Annotated in this window: 16 protein-coding genes and 1 pseudogene; 10 read left to right on the top strand and 7 right to left on the bottom strand. The window is 47.9% G+C overall.

What is annotated here, in order from left to right:
* Positions 1-215 precede the first annotated feature (215 nt).
* A complete protein-coding gene (locus tag AC6H3C_RS04425; RefSeq protein WP_497519475.1) occupies positions 216-884 on the bottom strand; it encodes a 2-C-methyl-D-erythritol 4-phosphate cytidylyltransferase in 669 nt (222 codons plus the stop codon).
* A 189-nt stretch (positions 885-1,073) separates the two neighbouring features.
* On the opposite strand from AC6H3C_RS04425, the gene AC6H3C_RS04420 reads away from it, so the two are divergent.
* Positions 1,074-1,733 carry a DUF2461 domain-containing protein gene (locus AC6H3C_RS04420; RefSeq protein WP_497519474.1) on the top strand — a complete coding sequence of 220 codons (660 nt, stop codon included), beginning with the start codon at positions 1,074-1,076 and terminating at the stop codon, positions 1,731-1,733.
* Between the two features lie 255 nt (positions 1,734-1,988).
* Here the strand turns inward: AC6H3C_RS04420 and AC6H3C_RS04415 are convergent, their stop codons facing one another.
* Positions 1,989-2,999 carry an aspartate-semialdehyde dehydrogenase gene (locus tag AC6H3C_RS04415; protein WP_497519473.1) on the bottom strand — a complete coding sequence of 337 codons (1,011 nt, stop codon included), beginning with the start codon at positions 2,997-2,999 and terminating at the stop codon, positions 1,989-1,991.
* A gap of 100 nt (positions 3,000-3,099) precedes the next feature.
* Between AC6H3C_RS04415 and AC6H3C_RS04410 the strand changes: the two genes are divergently transcribed.
* From AC6H3C_RS04410 to AC6H3C_RS04380, 7 genes and pseudogenes are all read left to right on the top strand, one after another.
* Positions 3,100-4,548: a lamin tail domain-containing protein gene (locus AC6H3C_RS04410; RefSeq protein WP_497519472.1), complete on the top strand. Its 1,449-nt coding sequence runs from the start codon at positions 3,100-3,102 to the stop codon at positions 4,546-4,548.
* A 139-nt stretch (positions 4,549-4,687) separates the two neighbouring features.
* Positions 4,688-6,149: pseudogene (locus tag AC6H3C_RS04405) on the top strand (DUF5687 family protein).
* Positions 6,150-6,151: 2 nt separating this feature from the next.
* On the top strand, positions 6,152-6,877 hold the full coding sequence (locus tag AC6H3C_RS04400) for an ABC transporter ATP-binding protein (protein WP_497519471.1): 726 nt from the start codon (positions 6,152-6,154) through the stop codon (positions 6,875-6,877).
* Positions 6,878-7,150: 273 nt separating this feature from the next.
* Entirely contained in the window at positions 7,151-7,846 is a 696-nt protein-coding gene (locus AC6H3C_RS04395; RefSeq protein WP_497519470.1) for an energy transducer TonB, read from the top strand.
* Between the two features lie 158 nt (positions 7,847-8,004).
* Positions 8,005-9,555: an ATP-binding cassette domain-containing protein gene (locus tag AC6H3C_RS04390; protein WP_497519469.1), complete on the top strand. Its 1,551-nt coding sequence runs from the start codon at positions 8,005-8,007 to the stop codon at positions 9,553-9,555.
* Positions 9,556-9,633: 78 nt separating this feature from the next.
* Positions 9,634-10,497, top strand: coding sequence for a diaminopimelate epimerase (dapF, locus tag AC6H3C_RS04385; protein WP_497519468.1), 864 nt, complete (start codon positions 9,634-9,636; stop codon positions 10,495-10,497).
* 162 nt (positions 10,498-10,659) lie between these two features.
* Positions 10,660-11,922: a diaminopimelate decarboxylase gene (locus AC6H3C_RS04380; protein ID WP_497519467.1), complete on the top strand. Its 1,263-nt coding sequence runs from the start codon at positions 10,660-10,662 to the stop codon at positions 11,920-11,922.
* Positions 11,923-12,027: 105 nt separating this feature from the next.
* Here AC6H3C_RS04380 and AC6H3C_RS04375 read toward each other — a convergent pair whose 3' ends face one another.
* The 5 genes from AC6H3C_RS04375 to AC6H3C_RS04355 all read right to left on the bottom strand — a co-directional run bounded on the left by AC6H3C_RS04375 (position 12,028) and on the right by AC6H3C_RS04355 (position 24,041).
* Entirely contained in the window at positions 12,028-12,693 is a 666-nt protein-coding gene (locus AC6H3C_RS04375) for an inorganic pyrophosphatase (protein ID WP_423129336.1), read from the bottom strand.
* A gap of 147 nt (positions 12,694-12,840) precedes the next feature.
* Complete coding sequence (locus tag AC6H3C_RS04370) at positions 12,841-14,337, bottom strand: aldo/keto reductase (RefSeq protein ID WP_497519466.1); 1,497 nt, start codon at positions 14,335-14,337, stop codon at positions 12,841-12,843.
* Between the two features lie 121 nt (positions 14,338-14,458).
* Positions 14,459-16,843 carry a penicillin-binding protein 1C gene (gene pbpC / locus AC6H3C_RS04365; protein ID WP_497519465.1) on the bottom strand — a complete coding sequence of 795 codons (2,385 nt, stop codon included), beginning with the start codon at positions 16,841-16,843 and terminating at the stop codon, positions 14,459-14,461.
* A 32-nt stretch (positions 16,844-16,875) separates the two neighbouring features.
* Positions 16,876-22,434, bottom strand: coding sequence for an MG2 domain-containing protein (locus AC6H3C_RS04360; RefSeq protein WP_497519464.1), 5,559 nt, complete (start codon positions 22,432-22,434; stop codon positions 16,876-16,878).
* A gap of 68 nt (positions 22,435-22,502) precedes the next feature.
* Complete coding sequence (locus tag AC6H3C_RS04355) at positions 22,503-24,041, bottom strand: YifB family Mg chelatase-like AAA ATPase (RefSeq protein WP_497519463.1); 1,539 nt, start codon at positions 24,039-24,041, stop codon at positions 22,503-22,505.
* 164 nt (positions 24,042-24,205) lie between these two features.
* On the opposite strand from AC6H3C_RS04355, the gene AC6H3C_RS04350 reads away from it, so the two are divergent.
* Positions 24,206-24,502 (top strand): hypothetical protein, encoded by a 297-nt coding sequence (locus AC6H3C_RS04350; protein WP_497519462.1) that lies wholly within the window; start codon positions 24,206-24,208, stop codon positions 24,500-24,502.
* Between the two features lie 9 nt (positions 24,503-24,511).
* Positions 24,512-26,371, top strand: coding sequence for a DNA mismatch repair endonuclease MutL (gene mutL / locus AC6H3C_RS04345; RefSeq protein WP_497519461.1), 1,860 nt, complete (start codon positions 24,512-24,514; stop codon positions 26,369-26,371).
* Positions 26,372-26,448 lie beyond the last annotated feature (77 nt).

The following is a 26,448-nucleotide window of genomic DNA, read 5'->3' as shown; positions in this document are numbered from 1 at the left end:
TGTATGCTCATTTCCATAAACGGAAACTATTGTTTCATTAAAAGTTTCCTAAGTTTACGTTAAGAAATAAACAGAATCCAATCGCAAAATAACCGTCCAAAAGTATTTCATCCGGGGAAAAACCTGTTAGCAGGAATCGGTAAACGACGAGATAATACCGAGGAATGGAGAATTTGAGCCAAAAAGTATCGGATAGTACGGATATGACGCCCGAATTAATCCCGGTTAAAAAGGCATTCAGCAATTTTCAGGTCGGTTGGGAAGGTAATTTTAATATTTTCGGGATTCCCATCTACCAGGTGAATCTTTACACCCATCGCTTCGCAAACCGAAGCATCATCGGTAAAAGCATGATTTTCCGGCTGCCGGTAGGCTTCTTTTATCAGCCGGTTCTGAAAAGTTTGCGGCGTTTGAACTAACCGGAAAGAAGCCCGGTCGGCATGCCGGCTTTCTTCGGGTCCAATCTGCCTCAGCGATTCAACAACGGGAACAACCGGGAGCGCGTTACCTTTCCCCAAAGCAGTTAGTTCGCAGTTTTTTATGGTTTGAAAAGAGACCAGGGGCCTCACGCCGTCATGGATAAAGACAAGACCTTCGTCAGGAAGTTCTGCCAGACCATTCTTCACCGACTGAAACCGGCTTGCACCACCCGGCACCAATCGATGTTTCAGGCGAAACCCGTGTTTCAGGCATAAAGCGTTCCAGGCTTCAAACTGATTTTCGGGCAACACCACCACCAGATGTACCGAAGGATCATACGATACAAAAAGCTCCATCGTCCTCATCAGAATTGGCTTACCTAACAGTTCCATAAACTGTTTTGGCCGTTCGCCTCCCATCCGGCTGCCGGAACCACCGGCGACAATTAATGCAAACTTTTCCATGATGTTGAATGTTAACGACAAAAATAACAATCCATCCCGTTCCATTTCTATTTAAACGTGTATTTCGTTTGATTGAAACAGCAAAAAAACTTCCGGGAGGTTCTTGTTTATTGACAACTAAAAAGATTTAATTTTGTTTTGTTCACACGGAAAGCAAAACAGATAAACATCAAAAAAACAGATACAATCATGGAAACATTACTGGAATTTTTAAACACTCTCCGAAAAAACAACAACAAAGATTGGTTTGACGACAACCGCGGCCGGTACGAAGAGAATCGTGACAAAATGCTTTTTCTTACAGAAATCCTGATCGGAGAAATCCGGAAATTTGATCCGGATATTCCGCTGATCAGTCCGAAAGAATGTTTATTTCGTATTTTCAGGGACGTTCGCTTTTCGAATGACAAAACTCCCTACAAAACCCATTTTGGAAGTTTCATTGCCAACGGCGGGCGAAAAAGTTTACGGGCCGGTTATTACATCCATATCGAACCGGGAAATTCATTTCTGGGTGGTGGAATCTGGTGCCCTCCTGCAGAACAGTTAAAAGCGATCCGCTTCGAAATACTGGACCATGCCGACGGACTGAAAGAAATACTGAACGACCCGAATTTTAAAACCTATTTCAACGGGATTGAAGGCGAAAAGCTGAAAACGGCGCCGAAAGGTTTTGATAAAGATTTTGAAGATATCGATCTGTTAAAATACAAATCCTACACATTTGGGATCGCAGTAAGCGACAAACAACTGCTGAACGGCGATCTTGTCGATTATTCGGTGAAGGTGTTCCGCGAATTATACAAAGCCAACCGTTTTTTAAATACCGCGTTGGATAAATGGGCATAAACGTTGTTTCAAAAAAATGCGGAAATAACCTAAAACATGTCGTTCGTTAGTAAAAAAAACATGTTTCGCACAAAAAACACATTCATTCGTTTAAAATTTTTAAAAGCGGGGTTACTTATTCCCGCTTTTCTGAATAAACGGTAGGTTAGTTTCTTCCCAATCAACCCATTTCGCAAAAGAAGCCGGTGGAATTCTCCCCGGCTTCTTTTATTTTTCAGCATATCTTGCTCTTTATCAGGCAAAAACCGAATCTGTTTATTTAATTTCTCCGTTTTTAATTAACCATTCTGCAATCTGAACGGCATTCAGCGCAGCGCCTTTTTTAATCTGATCGCCGACACACCAAAAAGTCAGTCCTTTGGGATTCGTGATGTCTTTGCGTAAACGTCCGACATAAACATCATCCTGTCCGGCGACAAACAAAGGCATCGGGTATTCTTTGTTTTGCGGATTGTCGATAACAGTCAGTCCGTCAAACCGGTCAAAAGCGTCACGAACCTGGTCTACCGATAAGGCTTCTTCGGTTTCGACCCAGATGGCCTCGGAGTGCGAGCGGGCAACCGGAACACGCACACAGGTAGCGCTGACTTCGGCGTCGGTATGCATGATCTTTTTGGTCTCCCAGTTCATTTTCATTTCCTCTTTGGTGTAGTCATTATCAAGAAATACGTCGATATGAGGAATGATATTCATTGCCAACTGGTACTGAAATTTGCTGACCGTAGGTTCGTCGCCATTTGCCAGTTGTTTGGTTTGCTCTTCCAACTCGGCAATTCCCTGCGCACCGGCGCCGCTTGCAGCCTGATAGGTGGCCACGTGTATCCTGGTGATTTTCGACAGGTCGTTAATGGGTTTCAGCGCCACAACCATTTGAATGGTCGAACAGTTTGGATTGGCGATAATATTACGCGGACGATTTTTGGCATCCTCCGGATTCACTTCAGGAACAACCAAAGGGACATCCTGATCATACCGGAAGGCGCTCGAATTATCGATCATGATCGCGCCGTATTTGGTAATGGTTGATGCAAATTCCTTCGAAATCGATGCGCCTGCGGATGTTAAAGCGATATCAATATCCTTAAAATCATCGTTGTGTTTCAACTCCTTGACTGTCAGTTTATTTCCATTAAACACATATTCAGTACCGGCGCTTCTTGCCGACCCGAATAATACCAACTCGTCCAGTGGAAAATCCCTTTCTGCCAGTACATTCAGAAACTCCTGGCCCACCGCGCCACTTGCACCAACAACTGCAACTTTCATAATTAAAAAAATTTTGTTAATTTAATCTTTGTTTATAAATCCCTTCAGCTTAACGCATAAAGGTTCCAAAATTAGTAGTTTACTTTTAATTTTACAGCAGATGAACACTAATAATTGGTTTTTTCTCATTCTACTTGTAAATTTCTTAACAATTGAAAGTTACGCCGGTTCTGTCTGGACCGAAGAATTTAACTCTCCCAACAAAGGAACCTGGGGAGATGCCGACGGTGTTACCATCCATACCGACATGGAAGGCATCGATCAATGGACCCTGAATACCGACTTCTGCGAATTCACCGCCGAAAACGATTACGTGAAAACAGTTTCTACCTCCGGGGGGAGGTTTGAAGCCCAGGACTGCGACGGAGAGGCCATCTGGATGTCGCGATGGATCTCAATTAAAAACAAGACCAATGTAAGCTGCGAATTAACCGCGTGGGAAACAGGCAGCGGCAACACGGCCAGCCGGAAGTACCTGTACGTATTTTACCAACTGGACAACCAGCAGGAAACGCTGTTTGAAAGCAACGGTACAAACCAGGGTAACTGGGGCGAGGCGATCGTCAGTCAAAGCGGATTGAATGGCGATTCACTCCGCATTATCGTCAAACTGAACAGCAGTTATGCTTCGGACAAGGTAATTTTTGACCATGTAAGCATCCAGTCGGAGGATCCGCCCCTGCTTCCCGAAAACCTGGCGCAGGCAGGCGATATCCTGGTCAACGAACTGCTGTTTAACCCGTATCCCGAAGGATCCGATTTTGTAGAACTTTTCAACCGGTCCGAAAAATCAATCCGTCTCGATCACCTCTTTGTGGCTTCGCGCGACGGGAATCAGGAACTCAGGCAGATTTACGCCGTTTCGGCAGCGCCCGATTACATAGAGCCGGGCACGTATCTCCTGCTCAGTGAAGACACCGCCGGTATTCCGTTTTTTTACCCCCGCTCATGCCCCGAAAGTTTTTGGCATATGGAAAAACTCCCCTCCTACCCGAATGCATCCGGCTATGTGGTTTTGCTCGACGATTCGCTGAATGTAATTGATGAACTGGCCTATCGGGAAACCATGCACCACCCGCTTTTGGCCAACCGGAAAGGTGTTTCCCTTGAACGGGTTTCGGCCGACCGGGAAAGCGATGATCCTGAGAATTGGTTATCTGCCGCGTCAACAGCCGGTTTTGCCACGCCCGGCTGTCCAAACTCCATGCAACTGCACCCGGAATATGTTCGAACCGAAATACGCCTGGAACCTGCCGTTTTTTCTCCGAATAACGATGGTTACCGGGATTACCTGAGCATATACTATCAATTACCGGAGCCCGACTACCAGGCCAACCTGAAACTTTTTGACTCGCGCGGACACTATTTGCAGGACCTGGTGAAAAACGAAACAGTCGGCCAGGAAGGAGAATGGGTATGGACCGGAATGTTGGCCGACGGAAGCAAAGCCCGCATTGGCATTTATGTGATTTACATCGAGTTAACCAGCCCGGCAGGACAAGTCAAACAAATCAGGAAAAGCTGTACCTTAACCGACCGGTTATTTTGAGACCAAACAAAAAAACACTGGTTTATGTAACAAACGGACAAGGAATAAGACGTATCTTCTCATACATAAAAAGCTGATTGCAAAACAGGCATCAACTTGTTTTGAACAATTGAAATAGGCTCAACTAAAAAACCATTAAATGAAACTAAAGCTTTTCTACCTAACCTGGAAGGAGATCACCCGCTCATCAGCTTTCGGGAAAAGTGTTGCCACAAACATCATGCTTGGCTTTCTGGCCCTTTATTTTGGTCTGATTTTTTTGGCGCTGGGCCTTTCGTTACCGCAGATACTGAAAGAAAAGTATCCCGATTCAGATCCGGTTAGCGTATTTAACAGCCTGCTGCTGATTTATTTCGCCTTCGACCTGTTGATCAGACAGCTGCTTCAAAGCCTACCGACCATCAGCTTTAAACCGCTGATCGTGTTGAACATCCGGCGCCGCGAGATCTCACGTTACCTCCTATTCCGTTCGGTTTTCCACTTTTTCAATTTTTTGCCCCTTTTCCTCCTTGTGCCTGTTTGTTTCACCCTGGTGGCGCCAGGCCAACGTACTGGCCTGGCTTACCGGACTGGTTCTGATGATATTCACCAATCATTTTCTTTCGCTGTACCTGAAATGGTGGATCAACGAGAGCAGCTACGGAATTTATATGTTCATGGTGGTCTTTGCGTCCCTCTATGGATTGAACCATTTCGGCGTGGTTGATTTTAGCGGTGCATTTGGCCGGTTCTTCGACCTCATCCTGGAACAACCGGCTCCCGCGGTTTCGCTAATCGTCGCTCCTGTCCTGTTCTATTGGATGAACGACCGGTACCTTCAGCGGAAACTGTACCTCAACCTGGTTGAAAGCAACCAAAAGACGGCAATGATCCGCGATTTCTCGTGGATGAACAGGTTTGGCGATTACGGCAAATTTATTTCCCTTGAAGTCAGAATGATTTGGCGGAACAAACGCCCGCGCTCCCAATTCGTGATGACAGTCATTTTTTTGTTGTACGGATTCATCCTCTATCAGGATAAGGGACAGGGTATCCCGGAAGTCATGCTTATTTTTGGCGGATTATTTATGGTTTCGATGTTTTCCATCTCTATCGGACAATTTTTCCCGGCTTGGCACAGCAGTTATTTTTCCATGCTGATGTGCCAGAATTTTAAGATGAAACAGTTTCTGCAATCATTCTATTACATCAACGTGGTCGTGTCTTTCATTTATTACCTGCTAACCTTACCTTATGCATTGATCGATACGCGGATTATTTATTTTCACACGGCCATGCTTTTTTATCACATTGGCGTCAACATGAATGTAATCTTCTTTTTCGGAAAATACAGCAAGCGCGCGCTGGACTTAAGTAGCTCTTCCGTTTTTAATTACCAGGGCATGGGAGCCTCGCAATGGCTGATCAGCTTTCCCCTCATCGTTGGACCAATCCTTTTCTTTAGCCTTGCGAAATTAGCAACCGGCAGTACCGGGGCGCTGTTGTTCCTGGCAGGTCTGGGTTTGGCGGGCATCATTCTTCAGCCGCAACTGTTCGAATATTTTGCAAAAGCATACCGCCAGAAAAAACATCAACTGATTAAAAACTATAAAAATTCATAGCCATGATTGAACTGATTGAACTGATAAAAGCTTATCAAAAAGAAATCGTACTCAATATTCCTGAACTTAAAATCAACAAAGGTGAGCTATTTGGCATTGTAGGAAACAACGGCGCCGGAAAAACAACCTTATTTAACCTCATCCTCGACCTGATCGTTCCCTCCCGGGGCCGGATCATCAATAACGGCATCCCGGTAAACGAATCGGAAGACTGGAAAGCGTTCACCGGATCATTTATTGATGAAAGCTTTACGATCGGTTACCTCACTTCTGATGAGTATTTTAATTTTATGGGGGAATTACGCGAAATGAACAAAGCCGACCAGGAAAATTACCTGAAAGAATTTGACGATTTTTTTAACGGTGAAATACGGGGTAAAAAGAAATTTATCCGCGACCTGTCGAAAGGGAACCAGAAAAAAGTTGGCATTGCAGCGGCCATGATGGGTCGGCCGGAACTCGTGATCCTGGATGAACCTTTTGCCAACCTCGACCCCAGTTCACAATTTAAGCTCAGGTCGTTGATCCGCAGGCAGGCTTCGCTGAACGAAACAACTTTTCTGATCTCGGGACATACACTGGATAACATCACAGATGTTTGTACCCGAATTGTCATTCTCGATAAAGGCAAAGTCGTAAAAGATGTTCCCAAAACGGAATCGACCTTACAGGAAATAGAAGCGTTCTTTGGATGCGTGAAGGAACAGGGGGTTTTCAGTCTCGATTAAATTACTCTAAAAAATACAAACCGATACCGGTTTTCTGTCTAACAACAGTTTCATTAACATACTTCTTCTTTCGTCATTTGGAAACTTGCATCGACTGAACATCGTATAATTCATTGAAAAATATTCGTTAAAACTCATGAATCCATGAACCGTGTTCATCTCCTCTTCCGAGGATTATCCCTTCAGGCTAACATGTCACTATTTTTTTGATGCGTCAAAAACAAACAATTTAATGTACCTCAGTATCAGTGATCACATAATAAAAAAACCAAAATGGAAACCAAGAAATATCCAAATGTCGATATGGACCGGTATCACAACATTTTTGTTGAAATTGGTCTGATTGTGGCTTTGGGCATTTGCTTACTTGCTTTTGAATGGAAATCAACAATGAAAGAAACCAGCCAACTGGGCTCCACCACGGTACAGGAAATCGAAAATGAGATGATCCCGATCACCCGGCAGGAGCAGGTGAAACCTCCGGAACCGCCACCACCTCCCAAAGTTATCGAAGTGCTGAACATTGTCGCCAACGATACGGAAATAGAAGTTGAGCTGGACATTGAAGATACCGAAGCCGACCGCCAAACAGCCATTGACATCACACCGGTTATGACGGCTTTCAGCAATGAGAAAGAAACGGAAGACGACTCGCCCGTCTTTTTTATCGTGGAAGAAATGCCCGAATTCCCCGGCGGAGAAATGGCTTTACGCAGGTTTATTGCAAATTCCATCAAATATCCGGTGGTCGCACAGGAAAACGGAGTGCAAGGAAAAGTTTATGTCAATTTTGTAGTAGGTAAAGATGGACGGGTTACCGATGCACGGGTAATCCGCAGTGTAGATCCGGCCCTGGACAAAGAAGCATTACGGGTCGTAAACAGTTTGCCTCTTTGGAAACCAGGCAGACAACGGGGAGAACCCGTCAGGGTATCGTTTAGTGTACCTATAAGTTTCGTATTGCAATAAACGCAATCCAACATGAAATTGCTTCCATAGAAACCTCTCGGGATGAGAGGTTTCTTTTTTTGCCATCTGCTTTCATTTTCAAACGGTAAATCGGGCCGACAACTCCCGGTTTTCCAGATTCGGGTTTATCTTTGCGTTTCAGCTCTCAATGCAGCACAATGAGTAGAATCACCGGTCTTACCTATATAGAAGCTTGTGGTATTTCGTTGAAAAGCGGACTGTCAACAATTCTTTCGGACATCACCCTCGAAATTAAACAAGGTGAATTACTGGCCATTACAGGAAGTTCAGGAAGCGGAAAAACCACCCTGGCCCGGCTCCTGAGCGGGAAAATTGCACCCTCGCACGGAAGCCTGGCGATTGCTCCGGGATTAATCCGCCTGATGGTTGACCAGCAGGACCATTTTATATCGCTTTCGGGCAGACGAAGTACCTACTACAGCCAGCGATACGAAAACCAGGGAATGGAAAACACCCCCTCCGTGCTGGCTTATTTGCAAACGATCAGTGAAAAATCGGCGAAAACCCTCACAACAATCACAGTCAGCCAGGTTATGGCACAAATGCAGATTAAACACCTGGCCGAAAGCAAACTATTGCAGCTTAGCAACGGCGAACGCAAGCGGACCCAACTGGCCGCAGCTCTGTTGCAAAACCCCGACGTACTGATCCTTGATCAGCCTTTTATTGGCCTGGACGCCGCCTCCCGTGAAAACCTGAGTTTACTGTTACAAGGTCAAACAAAAAACGGCATTTCGCTGGTTATTATTTGCTCTCCCGACCATATCCCCACGGGTACAAAGAGGGTGATTGAACTCGATGCCGGAAGAATTTTGCAACAGGCCGACGCCGCCACCTATCAACCGTCCATCCAGGGGAATGCCTCTGACATGAATAAAACTGAACGGGAATTATTCCGAATTTTACCCCCGCCCGATGAAACATTCACCGAAATCGTCCGCATGAAAAATGTGCATGTAACAATTGGCGGAAAAGAAATACTGAAAGACATCAACTGGCAGGTAAAAAGCGGCGAACACTGGGCGCTGCTGGGCCCCAACGGCGCCGGGAAAACCACCTTACTCAGCCTGATTACGGCCGACAACCCGCAAGGATATGCCAACGACCTGCTTTTATTCGACCGGAAACGGGGAAGCGGCGAAAGCATCTGGGACATCAAAAAGCGAATCGGTTTTGTGTCGCCCGAGCTGCACCTGTATTTTTTAAGAGGAGAAGGCATCTTCAACACCATACCGGGGCTGAGCAGTCAGTCGCATACTCCATACGATTCTCTCTCCTGTCTGGACGTGATTGTGTCCGGGTTTCGCGACGAGATTGGCTTTGCATCGGCGCCCACCGATTTGCAATATGATCTGGCCGGGACCTGGTTTTCCATCTTAAGGCTGGAGCACCTGAAAGGTCGTCTGTTTATGCAGGCCTCACTCGGCGAACAACGATCACTGCTGCTGGCACGCGCGTTAGTTAAATCGCCCTCCCTGCTGATTCTGGATGAACCCTGTCAGGGACTCGACTCATATCAAACCCGGCGTCTTGTACACTTGCTCGACGAAATTTGCGCGCATCTGCCAACCACCCTGATTTACGTATCGCACCTGCGTGACGAAATCCCGGCTTGTGTGAACCAACTCCTGTTACTTGAAAACGGACAGCCCAGACACTGCGGAACTTGGCTGAATCGTGAAATTTAAGATCGAAGTCTGATCATTGCTTTCTTTTCGACAATTAACATTGCTATTTTTGTACATCAATCTAAAATAAACAGAGCCATGAAGAACTTTTTTGTAAAATCGCACGGACTGGGAAATGATTACATTGTTGTCAGCAGTCACGACATCAGTTTTGAACTCACCGAAAAAAACATCCGCACGGTTTGCGATGTTCATTACGGCATTGGCTCCGACGGTATTTTAGTGCTGACGGACTCCGATCAAGCCGACTTCGGCCTGCGCATCCTCAACCCCGATGGTTCGGAAGCAGAAAAAAGCGGAAATGGCCTGCGTATTTTTGCCAAATACCTGTTCGACTACGGCTACGCCAAAGCTGATTCATTTACCATCAATACGCTTGGCGGCTTGGTCAATGCCAAAATCATCGAGCAGGAAAAAGGGAAAGCGCGCACCATTAAGGTTGATATGGGCAGCGCCATTTTCGAATCGGCAAAAGTTCCGGTAAAAAGCGCACTCGCCGAATGTTTGGATGAAGAACTTCATCTGGACGGAAAAAGCTACCTGATCAACTGCGTGTCGGTTGGAAACCCGCATTGTATTATTGTGAAGGACGAATTATCGGTTGACGAGATCATGCACTACGGTTCGCAAATCGAGAATCACCCGAAATTCCCGAACCGCATCAATGTGCAGTTTGCCAAAGTGATTTCGCCCGATGTGGTTGAAATTCTGATTTGGGAGCGTGGCGCCGGTTACACGCTGGCGTCGGGAAGTTCGTCGAGCGCAGTAGCCGCCATGATGGTGAAAAAAGGCCTTGCCAACCGAAAGCTAACCCTCCGTATGCCGGGAGGAGAATTAAAGCTTCAAATTGACGAAGACTGGCAAATTCACATGACCGGCGAAGTCCGCGAAATTGCATCCGGCTATTTCAGTGCTGAATTGCTCGATGATCTAAACAGCTGATAATCCCGTCAGACAAAATCAGCTTGGAAGATTCGGTTTTCATGAACAAAACCGGCCAAAATTTGTCAAATCTCTGTTAATTGGCACGTATAAATATTGAATTAAAAGAAAAGGGCTTTTTTTAATTAATATCTTTGCCCTTTCTTCAAACTAAAAATGAATATGATCGGGAAAAAATTACCCTTTACAAAAGAACAGATTGAACAAATCATTGAGAACCATCCAACCCCTTTCCATATTTACGATGAAAAAGGAATGATGGAATACGCACGAAAATTCAATGAAGCTTTTTCGTGGAACGAAGGTTTTAAGGAGTATTACGCCATTAAGGCGGCTCCCAATCCGTTTTTGATGAAACTGCTCCGGAAAGAAGGTTTCGGCATCGACTGCAGTTCGATGGCCGAGCTGGTGCTGGCCGAACGGTTAGGCATGCGCGGCGAAGAAATCATGTTCACCTCGAACGATACCCCCGCTTATGAATATCAAAAAGCCGTTGAGTTGGGCGCCATCATCAACCTGGACGACATTAAACACATCCCGTACCTGGAGACTCATGTTGGATTACCCGAATTGGTTTGCTGCCGTTACAATCCCGGTGCGCTTAAAGAGGGTAATATCATCATCGGTAATCCCGAAGAATCGAAATACGGGTTTACCCGCGAACAACTGTTCGAGGGCTACAAGATGCTGAAAGACAAAGGAGTGAAACGTTTTGGCCTTCACACGATGGTGGCCTCAAACGAGTTGGATGCCGATTATTTTGTTGAAACAGCCGAAATTGTATTCGATTTGATCGCTGAAATATCAAAGGAAATTGGAATCCGGTTTGAATTTGCCAACCTGGGCGGCGGTATTGGTATTCCGTATAAAAATGAACACAAACCGGTTGACCTGTACCGGGTAAGCACCGGAATTAAAGAACGTTACGAAAGACTGATTGAAGGCAACGGGCTGGCCCCGCTGAAAGTTTTCTTCGAGTCGGGACGCGTTATTACCGGACCTTTTGGATTCCTGGTTTCCAAAGTGCTTCACATTAAAGAAACGTATAAAAAATATGCAGGCCTCGATGCCTGTATGGCCAACCTGATGCGGCCGGCCCTGTATGGCGCTTACCATCACATCACCGTGATGGGCAAGGAAAACCAGCCGCACAAATTATTATATGATGTCACCGGTTCGCTGTGCGAAAACAATGACAAATTCGCCATCAACCGTTTGCTGCCGGAGATTGAACCGAACGATATTGTGGTGATTCACGATACCGGGGCGCACGGCCATTCTATGGGTTTTAACTACAATGGCAAGCTGCGTTCGGCCGAGTTGCTGCTGCGCGAAAACGGCGAAGTGGTGGAAATCCGCCGCGCCGAAACCCTCGACGACTACTTTGCCACCCTCAATTTTGATGCACTACCTGCATTTAAATAAAGAGGCTGGTCGGTCTACCTTGTACAAACCCTGAAATTGCTGTTATCCGGCTATTTCAGGGTTTGTTGTTTATCTCAGCATGTACCTTCTGTAAGCTTATTTCGCTTAGTACAATAGTTTTCCCAGATTGTCGAAACGTTTCTGATAATCGTCCATCGAATGCCGGATCACCTCCAGGGCTTCGTCAACGCCGTAAGTATGGGTTATCTCGGTGTCTTTGTCTTTCCCCGGCATGTCTTTATAAGTGAGAAAATAGTGTTTCAGACGTTCCACCACAATCGATGGCAGGTCGTTTACATCTTTATAACCTTCATAAACCACATCATTATTCAGGACAGCGATAATTTTATCATCGGCCTCATTCCCGTCGATCATCCGGAACCCGCCAATCGGACGGGCATGAACCAGGATATCGCCGTGGGTAATGTCTTTTTCGGTTAACACGCATATATCAATCGGATCGCCATCGCCGCGAATTCCGGTTTTCCCGGTTTTTTGCATGCAATATTCTCCGACAGCGCCGCCACAGAACGTTTGCGGGATAAAACCATATAGAGCCGGAACCACGTTGGAATACTTTTGGGGCCGATCGATACGCAGGTAGCCGCTGTCTTTATCTATTTCATACTTAACCGTATCGGTAGGCACAACCTCGATGAAGGCGGTTACTTTTTCGGGGGCGTCTTTTCCAATAGCAACACCATGCCAGGGATGCGATTTATAACGCAGTCCCATCAGTCTCCCAATGGGATCAGACAATCTGTCGACCATAACTTTTGTTTTAAAACTGTACACTAAAACCCGGCACAAATCAAATTGTTCCCGGGATTCTGAAAATTTCCTGCAAAAATAAAAAAAGCCTGCCGGATATTTTCATTAAAAATCCGGCAGACAGAAAAAACCAGTCAATTAACACATTTATACCGTCCAGGTATCAGACGAAGCCCTCCTCCCGATCCGGTCGACGGCAACCACCTGGTATTCATCACCCGGTTTAGCCTGCCTGTCGCGGTATTTACTTTTATCTTTTGTTACAATCGGCATATGATTGATTTTATAGACCCCTTTCCCGTTTTTGATGATTTCGTAATGGCTTACCGGTTCGTCACCCGCATAAGCAATGCGCCAGGATAGTTCTACCAGCGAATCGTTTTGGATAAACTCCACATCATTGGGAGCGCTTAATTCGTTCGCGCCAATCTGAAAATAGTTGGCTTTTCCGTCTTTTGCTTTTAAACCAAGCTCTTCATAACTTCTCCGGATAGATTCGGGTAAACCATCCGGTTCAATCTGCGCGGCATAAAAATTCTGCACCATCTGGCATTTCATCGGATCATCGTCAATGTGTCCGATACCGATAATGGCGGTATGTACTCCCGGCGTCGTCAGTGAATATTCGACCAGCGGACGGCTGGGTATAGCCGGAGTACCCACCCGCGAAACCACATCGGCCGGGTTGTTCGACCATTTTGCCTCTTTGTCGTACATGGCGCCATCGGCAAATACTTTCATGGCGATGATGCCCATTCCTTTTTCGCGGGCCAGCGGAATGGCATTATACTGCATATTAAACATGCGCCGGTCGTTAATATTAATGGCCACCAACATGGCGTCCAGGATATCGAAGCGGTCACGCTGAATCATCTCCATCATAACCGGGGCGCTGTAATGCCCCGAGAAACCGATGTGCCTGACCAGCCGCTCATGATCGGGATTCAGACCGGTGTGGTTTGTACCGTCGCGATAATCTCGTAAAGCCACGAATGCGCCAAAGTCACCCTCCGGGTCAAGCGGCGTTTCCAATCCGTTAAACAGCACATCCACCTCATCCATAAAATTGAGGTTATGCGCAAGAATCATATCCACGTAAGCGCCTTTCGGATAGTTTCCGTTGCCATCGCCAAACATCTGCGAAAGCGAACGTTTCAGATCGCCAACAGCTCCCGTACCATGATCGCCGTTTGTCCAGTTCCTGACGGTATCCGAACCGGCCGGAAAATTATTGTTTCCCCACCGGATGTGTGTTTTTGTAGTGATGAAGATGGATTGCCTCAGACTAAAATTATATTCCGGCACTCCCGGAATCAGGTTCAGTTGCCGGAAAGCTTTTCCGAAGTTCATCTGGCTGGGACCATACAGGTTCGAGGTGTCAAAGTAATTAATCCCCATGTTGAAAGCCTTCAGAATAATCGCCACCGGATCGACGCCTTCGGGTGTCCATTGCAGCGAAGCCTGCCCGCCAAGGCCGAGTGTGCTTACGTCAAAATCGATCTTGCCAAACTTCCGTTTCATAGGAACCGGCAGTTGGTTGACCGAAAAATTATCAAGAGGAAGGAAAGTTGCGCCTGCAGTTGTTGCAGCAGAAATCTTAATAAAGTTCCTGCGATTCAGTTGATAGGGTTTCTCTTTTTCCATGTTGATTGGTTTATCTCTTAAAGTTACAACGAAAAAACGTTAATGTCCACAAGCAGAACCAGATAAAAAAAACAAAAGTGTTACGTGTTTTTACGAAGAAACCAGGATAGATGATTTTGATTTAGCCTTCTTTATCAGCCTTATTCTTAATCACAATTGGTTTAACCAGACTGTTTCCCTGATCGTCGATTAAAGTCAGCCGGTAGTTTCCCGGGGCCGGATGTACCGGCATTTGGTGGTTTCCACGGGTTTGGCCCATATACGTTTCGCCCAGGTGCCAGTATATCACCGCCCCGGGCAAGGAGTGTGCAACTTCGAGAATGACCTGGCCCGGCGTGCCATCGAGCTGTACCGGTACAAATACCTGGTTGTTTTCGCGCGGGTAAATCATTTCCATCACTTCATACGCCGTTTCCATACAAGCCGGCAGAAATGGCGGCAGGGTTTTGTAAAACGGATTTTTACGTTTAAAGTACCATTCCATCACGGGAGGTAACACAAACCACGACTGATGAAGCATTTCTTCCACCGGCACACATTGTGAGCTAACCTGCCAGTTGCCCGACGGATCGAGATGAACCAGTTTATGATAAGGACAGGCAGTTGTGTTCAAGCCTTTTTGCATAACCCAAATGGTATCAGCCTGCGTGCAATACGGCCCTAAGCGGCAACCACTCTCCCGGCATACCGGGATCGGCGCCATTTCATCAACCGGTTGGGTAAACCATTTCCCGGCGGGCAACAGGTTAAACACATCAAACAGCAACGGCGCGGCAGCCGATGTACCGGTTAAGCCGGGACGTCCTTCTCCGTCGGCGTTGCCGCACCAGACGGCTACCACGAATTGACGATCGACCCCCACGGCCCAACCGTCGCGAAAGCCAAAACTGGTTCCCGTTTTCCAGGCTAGCTGCCGCGATGATGAAAACATTTCCCATCCCGATTCTTCATCGGGCCGGTTTACTTTCATCAGGGCATCGAGCGTCAGCCAGGCCGCTCCGGCAGACACCGGAGTACGGTTTGCCGTTTCTTTTGAAAATTCACGGGACTGGTAGACCGGTCGCCGGAAATCATCCCGGAAGGCCAGCCCGTCGTCTTCTTCATAATGAACAAGCAGCCGTCCCAACGACGCGTAGGCGCCGGCCAAATCCCACAAAGTAACCTCTGCTCCTCCCAATATCAGCGATAAACCGTAATGGTCGGCGTGTTTGGTCAGCGTCGAAAAGTGCATGTCTTTCAATAAGTTATAAAAACGGTCGACCCCAAAATCGCGGAGCATCCGAACTGCCGGAATATTGAGCGATTTCGCAAGCGCCATTGAAGCAGGCACGGCGCCTTCGAACTGCAAATTGAAATTTTGCGGACTGAATCCGCCGATTTGCGTGGGTATATCCGGGATCAGCGTATGGGGCAGAATCAATCCATCGTCCTGCATGGCTGCGTATAAAAACGGCTTCAGGATGCTGCCCGAGCTGCGCGGCGACCGGATCACATCAACCTGTTCCCCGTGATGCCCGTCTCCCGGGTCAGGCGAGTTTCCGGTATATGCGAGTACTTCGCCTCTTTCTACATTCAGAACCAATACCGCCGCATTATGAATTTCATTGGCTTTAAGCCTGACCAAATGCTGTCTGACCAATTCGTTCACCTGCCCTTGCAACTGATGATCGACGGTAGTTTCCACCCGTGTACCCGGATATTCGCCCAAAACCCGGCTAAGCAAGTGGGGAGCAGTTTGCGGAATGGCATAAACCTGTTGGGGCAAGGGCTCCAGTTTGGCCAGTTTACAAGTGGTGGAATCAATCTTCCCGTTGCGAAGAAGTTTATTCAGCAAACGGTTCCGCTTCTGCAATAAAAGCTCGTTTTGTTTGCCGGGATAAATCAACGAAGGCGCATTGGGCAACACAGCCAGCGTTGCCGATTCGGACCAGGAAAGTTCATCCGGATGACGACCGTAATAACGCCAGGCGGCGGCATCGAGACCCACCACATTCCCGCCAAACGGGGCATGCGAAACATACATCCGCAGGATATCTTCTTTCGAATACCTGAACTCGAGCCGTACAGCCAGCGACAACTCAGTCAGCTTTTGCCAAAGCGTCCGGGGCCGTCCTTTGCGTGAAATACGGATCAACTGCATGGTGATGGTGCTTCCTCCGCTGACGATCCTGCCGTGACGGATGTTCTGACCAAGCGCCCTGATCATGGCCACGGGATTTACGCCGGGATGGTAATAAAAGTAACGGTCTTCGAATGCCAGCACACAGCTTTTGTATTTGCCGGGAACCTCGTCAACCTCCGGGAAACGCCATTGCCCGTCAGCAGCAATACAGGCACCCAGCAATTCTCCCCGCCTGCTTTCAAGCACCGTTGAGGTAGGATCGGAAAACAAGGGGGATGGCAAAGCAAACCACCAAAAGAGAAAAAAAACAAATAAAGCCAGGCCCGAACCCAACCGGATCAGTTTTCTCTTCGACGGGCGCCCGCGAAGACGCAGGAAAGCCATTCGGTTTCTGTAAAGCAGCAAGGTCGTCAAAATTATTTTAGCACTTCCACCCATTTGCCGGGCTTACGGGCATTGATGCGGTTATCGTACATGGCCTCGCACTGAACCGAAGGCAGGTAGAACTTTCCTTCGTATGCTGCATTCAGCAAGATCCGGAAGGTCTTCTTCTCGTTTGCCTTCAATTCAAAGTAGGTCAGCACCCGGTCGTCGCGGATGTCCTGATAATCGGACACATCACTTTTCAACGAACTCTCCGCATCGTTCAGCCGCATATTAATGATCTCCCAACCTGAGGGGAAAATATTTGTTAACGCCAACTCTTTGTAAAGGCCCCTTTGCCCGGGGTTCTGCACGCTGATTTCGGCCACAAAGTCGGTTCCCTGGGCAAGTTTTGACGGATCAATGGCCTTGCCCTGCATATCCGTATAGCGAACATTCATAAACAGGTTGCTTTGGGTTGACGTGGTGTCGCCAGCTACCGGAATTCCCTTACTCATTACCCTGACATACATCACCTTATCTGTCTGATTTTCCACCAATACCGATGCGGTTTTATTGTTTTTCAGGGAAATGTCGCCCTGCCATACCGGTTGATTGGCACTCACTGTTTGGGCATTTGCATTATTAAAGGATACCTTCGCTTTCATCGGTTCCTGCTTCAAGTGGCCTCCCCCGGCAAATTCGGCAATAGCCAGCAAGGCGTAAGCCGTGGTTTGCGTGCTCATCCAGTCATCGGATGAAAGTTGGGCCGAAAGCTCCGTCACCAACGGGAACGCTTCCGTTTGTTTTTTCAACAGGACGAGTGTTTCCAGGATCATCGCCTTATCGCGCCAATCGGAACCAAAGGAGTACGAAAGCTCCCGGTATGGTTTCACTTCCTTGCTCAGTCGGCTAATCATTTTTTCTGCCACCTCCGGCTGTCCGGCCACTGCGTAGGCTGCGGCCAGGCGCCATTGCGCCAGCTGTTCCAGACCAGCTTCCTCGCGCAAGCGGTTCATCGCCCCAAAATCGGGCTTTTGCGCCAACGCCAGGGTGTACAGGCGGTAAGCCTGAATCAGGGATGAATGTTCATAGTCGGAAGATGCTTTCCAGTTTCGGGCCGCATTACGCTGGTAGCTCAGCCATTTTTCCTTCAGCCCGTACGGAAGGGAATAGCCGGCTTCTTCGGCTTTCAACATAAAATGGCCGGCATAATTGGTTCCCCAGGGAGTGGAGTACACAGAGCCGGGCCAGTAAGTCAATCCGCCGTCATTCAACTGAAAGCGGGTCAGCATATTTAATGCGGCCCTGATATTGTTCCCGATACCTTGTTGTTTCTCCGGCGAAATTTCCGTCAGTCGGTTAAGCATGAGTTGCGGGAACACCCCGGAAGTCACCTGTTCGATACAGCCATGCGGATACCGGATGAGGTAATCCAGGCGCCGGGTAAGGTCGAGTGGCGGAATGCCCGAAAGTTCGAGTGTTGCCCTATTCGTTCCTACCATGCCGGGGGCCTGCACTGAAGCTTCCCATTTTTGTCCGGCCTGAATCATGCTTTCCTGCACATTAACAACTTCCGGGTTGGAAGGCCGCACTTCCAGTTCCAGTTCATAAGTGGCGTTATAACTGCCACTTTGTGCTGTAATTTTTACTTTCCCAACACCTGTCTTTTCAGCTACTTTCAGTTTAAATCCGGCAATCTGGTCTCCCGGTTCCGAAAAGTTAAGTTGTTGTGAACTGCCTCCAAGCGGGCTGAACAGATCGTTCACTTCTATGCTGACTTTCACATTTTTCACATCCGGTTTCATGGCGAATACGTTCACCGGCAGTTTTACTTCTTCACCCGGGCCCAGTACGCGGGGCAAAGTAGCCAGCAGCATCAATGGTTTCAGTACTTTCACCGATTTTTCGTCATTGCCGTATGCGCCGTTATCACCGGCGACCACCATCACCCGTACGGCGCCTACGTAATTCGGCATCTGCAACTGATGGCTGTTGGTTTTGCCCTTTTCGAGGGTGAACGGGCCGATAAAGGAAACCACCGGTTTAAAGCGGTTGACTTTTTTCTTTTTGGCGTCGGCCAGGTTTTCATCGCCACCAACGGCAAAAGCTTTTTCCAGGCGCGCTCCGTAAGCACCGATCACATCGTCGTAAAAATCCCAGGTTTTCACGCCCAATGCTTCGCGGGCATAAAATGCCGGCCACGGATCGGGTGTTTTGAAGCGGGTCAGATCAAGCAAGCCTTCATCCACCACGGCCAGGGTATAAGTCATCCTTTTTCCCGATTTCTCCGAAACTTTCACTTCGTATTCTTTCTCCGGAGTCAATTCGGCGGCCATACTGATTTCCGGGCGGAGGTGGGTTGCCGGGTCTTCTACCATAAGCGGGATTACGCCGTACAGACGGACAGGCGCATCATTATCGGTTTGCTCGTGAGGCTGAATGAGGGAAATATGCACAAAGATATTGGGGGCCATTTCCGGTTTGATATTGATACTGAAAACGGTGGCTGTTTCCCGGGTGTCTACCCAAAACAAATCCAGTACCTGGCTGCCGTTTTCAAGGCTCACGAGCGCTTTGCCATTTTTCCCGGAAGGAATGGTTACCGTGGCCTTTTCACCAACCTGGTAAGTCTCTTTATCGGTTTTAAACGAAAGCATGGTTGCAGCTTCCTGTATCCCGTCGGCAGCCCAGTATCCCCATTTGGAGAAATAAGCGGTTAGCCCGGCGCTGTGCCCGCTTCCCGGGTCTTTCACATGGATCAGGTAACGGCCATTGTCGTCCCAGTTGGAATACTTAATTTTAAGCGGAATGCTTGCTGCGCCATTCACCGTTTTCACCTTGGTACGCATGACAGGTTTCTCGTACGAATTATTCACATAGCGGGCCAGGTTATCTTCGCCGGCATCCCACCACCAATGCCAATCCACTTTGTAAACCGTCACCTCCAGGTCGTCGCGGTCAATCTTGTTTCCTTTATCATCCACCGTTGCCAGTTCGAGCGGATAAGCGGTGTCGGTTTTGTACCAGTTTGAATCGGAAGCCGGTAATTTGACTCCCACAAAGGAGCGGTAGGGCGCGTACGGAATGGTTTGCACATCGGTGCTGAAATCGCCCGTTTCTTCATACACCCGGCTGGAAAAATGGGCGTTTAACATGCCCGGGGCCGAAGTGAGTTCCGGCAACTTAAAGTTAACCGCTGCCACCCCTTCCTCATTGATCTTATCATTAAACACCTCCTGCTCTTCCGCATAAAAATATTTGGCCGGATCGTCGAACACATAGTTTACGTATCCTTTAAAAGCGGTTTTTGTTTTTGAAAAACTGACCGACACCTGCGCCTTCAGGTTTTTCGCGGTCGCCCCGTGCAGCCAGCTTGCCTGTAATTTCCCTTTTGCATGAGCCTGCCCGATCGACAACGGGCCGCCATCAAATTTCAGGTCAATTTTTAACCGGTTTGGTTTGACGGTTTCCACCTTAATACGTTTGGTAAAGGTTTGCCCGCCCACTTTCAGCAGGGCGTTCCAGTTTCCCGTCGGCGCTTCAGGATCGGTGTTGGCGGTGAAGCTGTAAAACCCGTTGACACCCGAAGTTTTCACCTGCCGGCTCACGGTCTGGCCTTTCGGATTGATCAACTCGAAGATCACCGGATGGTTTTCCGGCAAATTGTTTTGTTTGTCTTCCAGGATAAAGGTGAGGAAGATTTTATCTCCGGGCCGCCACACGCCCCGTTCGCCGTATACATAGCCTTTGATGCCTTTCTGCACCACTTCGCCCGTTACATCGAAATTACTCAGCGACAGCGAGGAACCGTCGTCCAAACGCAGGTACGCCATTTGTCCGTCTTTCTCGGCAACCAGCAAAAAGGGCTTGTGTTTTAACTGTACCCTGGCAAAACCGTCCGACCCGGTAACCACGGTTTCCATCAACTGCTTTTGAAAATTATATATTTTCAGGCTGACCCCGGACTCGGCAGCCGTTGTTTTCAGGTTGGCAACGGCAAAGTTCATCGTTTGATTGCTGCCTCCCTTGGCAATAATGGCCAGGTTGGTTGCAAACAGGTTCCGGGCCACAAAACGATCGGAATTATAATACGAGACATGTCCGGGATTTTCGCGTTCCGACCATTCGTAACCGCCGGGATAGTAATAATCCGAGTACCAGCCGGGTTCGTTCCATTCGTCCATTTCCCTCACCGCTGCCTGTTCTTGTTCCAACTGATCTGCCGGCGAAGTTTGGGCGACCTCCGGCATTTGTTCAAATCCGTAAAGCGAATAATCTTTATTAAAACGAAGCTGAATCCGGTAAATCGCGCCCGGCTCGATTTTTACCAGCCGGGCAAGATCCACGCTGTATGTGTTCCAGTTTTTAAGGCTGGCAAATGAAGTAACATTCAGGTCAATCCGTTTTTGAAGGACCAGGCGTCCGACCTGCTTGATATCGGAACTGTGCTGGTAATTGTTTTGCTGAAAGAATTGGTGAATGTTGTTGGTGAATATTTTGATGATCCGTAAATCAACGGCTTTCAGGTTGACGGCTTCAAACGGAAAAATCAATTCGTTGGAAGAAGGGACAATGCTGCCCTTTCCAATCAAGCGGAGAGCTGGCTTCAGGTCTTCGAAACGCACCTGCATGGTCACCGCATCCTTCAATTTAAAATTCAACGCGTTACGGATTCCTCCGGAGATGTAAACTTCGTGATCGCCGGCCAGCCGGGAAGGCAAATACACTTTCAACTCGTTGTTTTCGACCAGGTAGCGCAGGTTGCCAATTTTGTCGATGGTTACCAGCCCCTCCAGGTTTTGCGATAACTGCAGGGGATCGGAAAAGCGTATCAGCAAGTGTTGCTCCGGCTGCTGGACAACCCGTACATCGACGACTTTAAAAACATCGAGCGCCGATAATTCCAATTTTTCTTCCCCTGTTTTGTTATCTCCGATCGAACTGCCGTCCCATTTTATCGTTATCAATTGGGAAACATGATTCCGAAGAAGGCTGTCTGCCTGAAAGTTGTGTTTTTTCCCGTCGGCATCGTGATCCCATCTCAGGGGAAGTTTCCGATCGTCTTTCAATACCTGAATCATCGATTCAACCTGCTGATCTTCGGCGCAATCGGCCGTGTACACCACGCCTGACAAATACTGAAGTTTCATGTTTTCATGGTCATACGACCGGAGTGCCAGGTGATTCACGCTAAACGACTGGCGAATGGTTTTCAGGTTAAACTGCATGGTTTTGTACCGGTCGGGCACATCGATAATTTTTCCCAAGGCGACGGTTACGGTATAAACAGCATCCGGCTTCATTCTTTCTGAAGGCAAAAAAGCCAGAGTCCGGTTATCGATCCACTGTACTTTTCCCTTTACGGAGGGAGAAAGCGAAATCAACCCGCCCGAAAGCTCAACGCCCGGTTGTTCCGGCTGCCCGGGATCCTCACTGAACTCAATCAGGATAGGCGCTTTGCACGACACAACGCCGCTGGTATAACTGCTGACATACTGGGTAAACCCGCTGTCAACCGGTTTTAATTCTTTCGAAGTTTGATCGCCGCAGGCAATCAGGAATAAGGCGGCTGAAATAAAAAGTACAGCCCAGGTATAAATTTGCTTCATATCAGATATTTTTTTGATTTTTTTCAGGTTTGGAACAAAGTGAAACAGTTTGCCGGATAAACAAAAACTTAAGTTCCCCAGCTTTCCCGGTCAAGGCTCCGGTACTGAATGGCTTCGGAAATATGGTGGCTTTCGACCGGCTGTGAGCTTTCCAGGTCGGCAATGGTCCGCGATACGCGCAAAATCCGGTCGTAAGCGCGGGCTGATAAGCCTAGTTTTTCCATCGCATTTTTCAGCAAGCTGTTGCTGGCCTGATCGAGTTTCACGTAATCGCGTATCTGCCGCGACGACATTTGCGCGTTGCAAAAAATTCCGTCCATGCCTTTATAACGTTCCGACTGAATTTGCCGGGCGCGGATCACCCGCTCGCGAATGGTTGTGCTGTTTTCGGTTTCAGCCAGTTCCGACAGTTTTTTAAACGGCACGGGAACCACTTCGAGGTGAATATCGATCCGGTCGAGCAAGGGGCCCGAAATTTTATTCAGGTATTTGGGAACCATACCCGGCGCGCAAACACATTCTTTGGTCGGGTGATTGTAGTAACCGCACGGACAGGGATTCATCGATGCCACCAGCATCAGGCTGGCCGGGTACTCCACCGAAAATTTAGCGCGCGAAATGGTTATCCTCCGGTCTTCCAGCGGTTGCCGCATCACTTCCAGTACCGTCCGTTTAAATTCAGGAAGCTCGTCCAGAAACAGAACGCCGTTGTGGGCCAGCGAAATCTCTCCGGGTTGCGGAAACGTTCCGCCCCCCACCAGCGCAACATCCGAGATGGTATGATGAGGCGCCCGGAAAGGCCGTTCGGTCATCAGCGAAGTGTCTTTATCGATTTTGCCAACCACCGAGTGAATCTTGGTTGTTTCAAGCGCTTCGTGCAAGGTAAAAGGCGGTAAAATGGTAGGGATTCGTTTGGCTAACATGGTCTTTCCTGCTCCCGGAGGGCCAATCATGATGACATTGTGCCCGCCGGCAGCGGCAATTTCCAACGCGCGTTTTACATTTTCCTGCCCTTTCACGTCCGAAAAGTCGATATCAGCATGGTTCAGCATTTTATAAAATTCTTCCCGTGTATTGACAATCGTTGGCTCCAGCTCCGTATCGTTGTTAAAAAAATCAACCACCTGCCTGATATTTTCCACGCCGTAAATTTTCAGCTTGTCGACCACCGCTGCCTCCCGGGCATTTTGCAGCGGCAGGATGAAACCTTCAAAACCTTCTTCCCTGGCTTTAACGGCAATCGGCAAGGCCCCTTTTATCGGCTGAAGCGTCCCGTCCAGCGACAGTTCGCCCATCAGCATGTATTTCTCCAGCTTTTCGGATGAAATTTGCCCCGATGCCGCCATCACGGCAATCGCCAGGGGCAGATCGTAAGATGAACCTTCTTTCCGAAGATCGGCCGGAGCCATATTGATGACGATCTTTTGCCGGGGCCATTTGTAACCGTTCAGGCGCAAAGCCGATTCGATACGCTGCTGGCTTTCTTTCACCGCACTGTCGGGGAGGCCGACCAGAAAAAACCGGATTCCCTGCGAAACATCCGTTTCAATCGTAATGGTGGTTGCGTCAATGCCATGAACGGCCGAAGCAAAAGTTTTGATCATCATGGAATAATCGGATAAAATAGTCTGTAAACAAAACATAAATTTACAGCGATAAACAATACCCTGCAAATAATCCGGGATGTTCTTTGCTTTTTACTTTTAAAAAAGTCTTTTTCGTCATCTGGTTTGATTTTTGTACTTTTGTGGGCAATCAATACATTCATACCATGATTGGAAAGTTTTTCCATACGCCCAAATCACGGCAGTTCAACATTCCGTACCGTTATTACAATCCGGAAAAAGAAGAGATGCAAAATCGTGAAGACCGGATTAAGATGGAATTGGGGATTCATGAAAAGAAGGAGTGGGACTCCAAACACCGGCCCAACATCCGGGGACAATTTCGCCGGGCCATGGGAACTTATTCAAAAACAGCCGAAGACGCCCGAAAAAGTTCCAATATTCGCTTAATCATTCTGATTGTTATTTTAAGTTTAGCCGTTTTCCTGATTTTAAAATTTTAAAAGAATTCCGTGCCAGATATCATTCAACTGCTTCCGGATTCAGTCGCCAACCAGATTGCTGCCGGTGAGGTGATTCAACGACCTGCCTCGGTGGTTAAGGAGCTGGTTGAAAATGCCATTGACGCCGGGGCGACCCAGGTCACCATCAATATAAAAGATGCCGGCCGAACGCTGATTCAAGTCAGCGACAACGGCTCCGGTATGTCGGACACCGATGCCCGGATGGCTTTTGAACGGCATGCTACCTCAAAAATAAAAGAAGCCAACGACCTGTTTGCCATCCGGACTATGGGTTTTCGCGGGGAGGCGCTGGCCTCCATCGCCGCCATTGCCGACGTTGAGCTGCATACCCGTCAGCACGACCAGGAAATCGGCACGTTCATCCACATTAACGGATCGAAAGTGATTTCGCAGCAGGCCACTTCATGCGCCCCGGGAACCAATTTCATGGTGAAAAACCTGTTTTTCAATGTACCGGCCCGCCGAAAATTCCTGAAAGCCAATTCAACTGAATTAAAGCATATTATCAACGAAGTGCAACGGGTAGCCCTGGGCAACCCCGAAATCGGCATATCGCTCATTCACAACCAGCAACCGGTTTACGAGCTGGCCAAAGATGACAATATTCGCAAACGGATTGTCGCCATTTTCGGGAAAAATACCGGTCAAAATCTGATTCCGGTAGATACCGAAACGACGCTGGTAAGAATAAAAGGGTATATCGGCCAGCCCCGGTATGCACGGAAAACCTTTGGGGAGCAGTTCTTTTTCACCAATAAACGGTTTATGAGACACCCGTTTTTTCACCGGGCGATTATGCAGGCCTACGAAAAGATTTTACCTCCCGAAGGTTTCCCTGCCTATTTTCTTTATTTTGATCTTGATCCCGAGTCAATTGACATCAATATTCACCCGACAAAAACCGAGATCAAGTTTGAAAATGAAATGGCCATCTGGCAAATTATCCAGGCGTCTGTCCGCGAAGCATTGGGGAAATTCAACGTGGTTCCGTCCATCGACTTTAACCAGTCGGGGAGCCTGGATATTCCCATTGCGCCGAAAAGCCGGGAGGGGATAACGGCTCCCGAAATTCAGATTGATCCAACTTATAATCCCTTTGAAACCGGGAAAAAACAAGTTGGAGGAACAGATGGGCGAAACTATTACACCTCAAAACACGAGCAGGTAAAACACTGGGAAAAATTGTATCAGAATTTTGAGCAGGATCAGCGTAGTGAACAACAACCGGCACAACCGGAAGAAAAAAATGATGAGCCCCTCGAATTGAAACACGGCGAATCGTTCCCCGGAAAAACTTTTTTTCAGTTTAAAAATAAATATATACTGACACCGGTAAAATCGGGTCTGATGGTCATTGACCAGAAACGGGCGCACGAATGTATTTTATACGAGCACTTCCTGAGCATCCTCGACAGTCAGGAAATCGCGAGTCAACAGCAGCTTTTCCCGCATACATTCGAGCTGAACGCGTCTGACGCCGAGCTGCTTCGTTCGATTTTGGATGACCTGAAATCGCTGGGGTTTGACGTACGCGATTTTGGCAATAACAGTTTTATCATCAATGGCACGCCGGGCGTACTCGAAAATAATTCGCCCCTTGAGATGATTGAAAGCCTTTTGGAAGATATGAAAAACACGGCCACCAACCTGAAAGAAAGGGCGCGGGAAAAGGTGGCGGCATCGCTGGCACGCGCATCGGCCATCCCTTACGGCTACCCGATGAAAACGGAAGAAATAAACCAACTTATCGATCAATTGTTTGCATGTAGAACACCCAATTTCTCGCCATCGGGAAAACACGTGTTAACAATTATGCCGGTAGAGCAATTTGAAAAACTGTTGAAATGACAAATTGGCTGGTATTTATTTACTTTGCACTAATTTGATATTTTGGTCCGGCTCTTGTGGTCACCCCTTAAACTTTT

The organism is Gaoshiqia sp. US2 (assembly GCF_059705485.1).
Note: the sequence above shows the minus strand (reverse complement) of the source record. Positions and strands in the feature narration are given on the sequence as shown.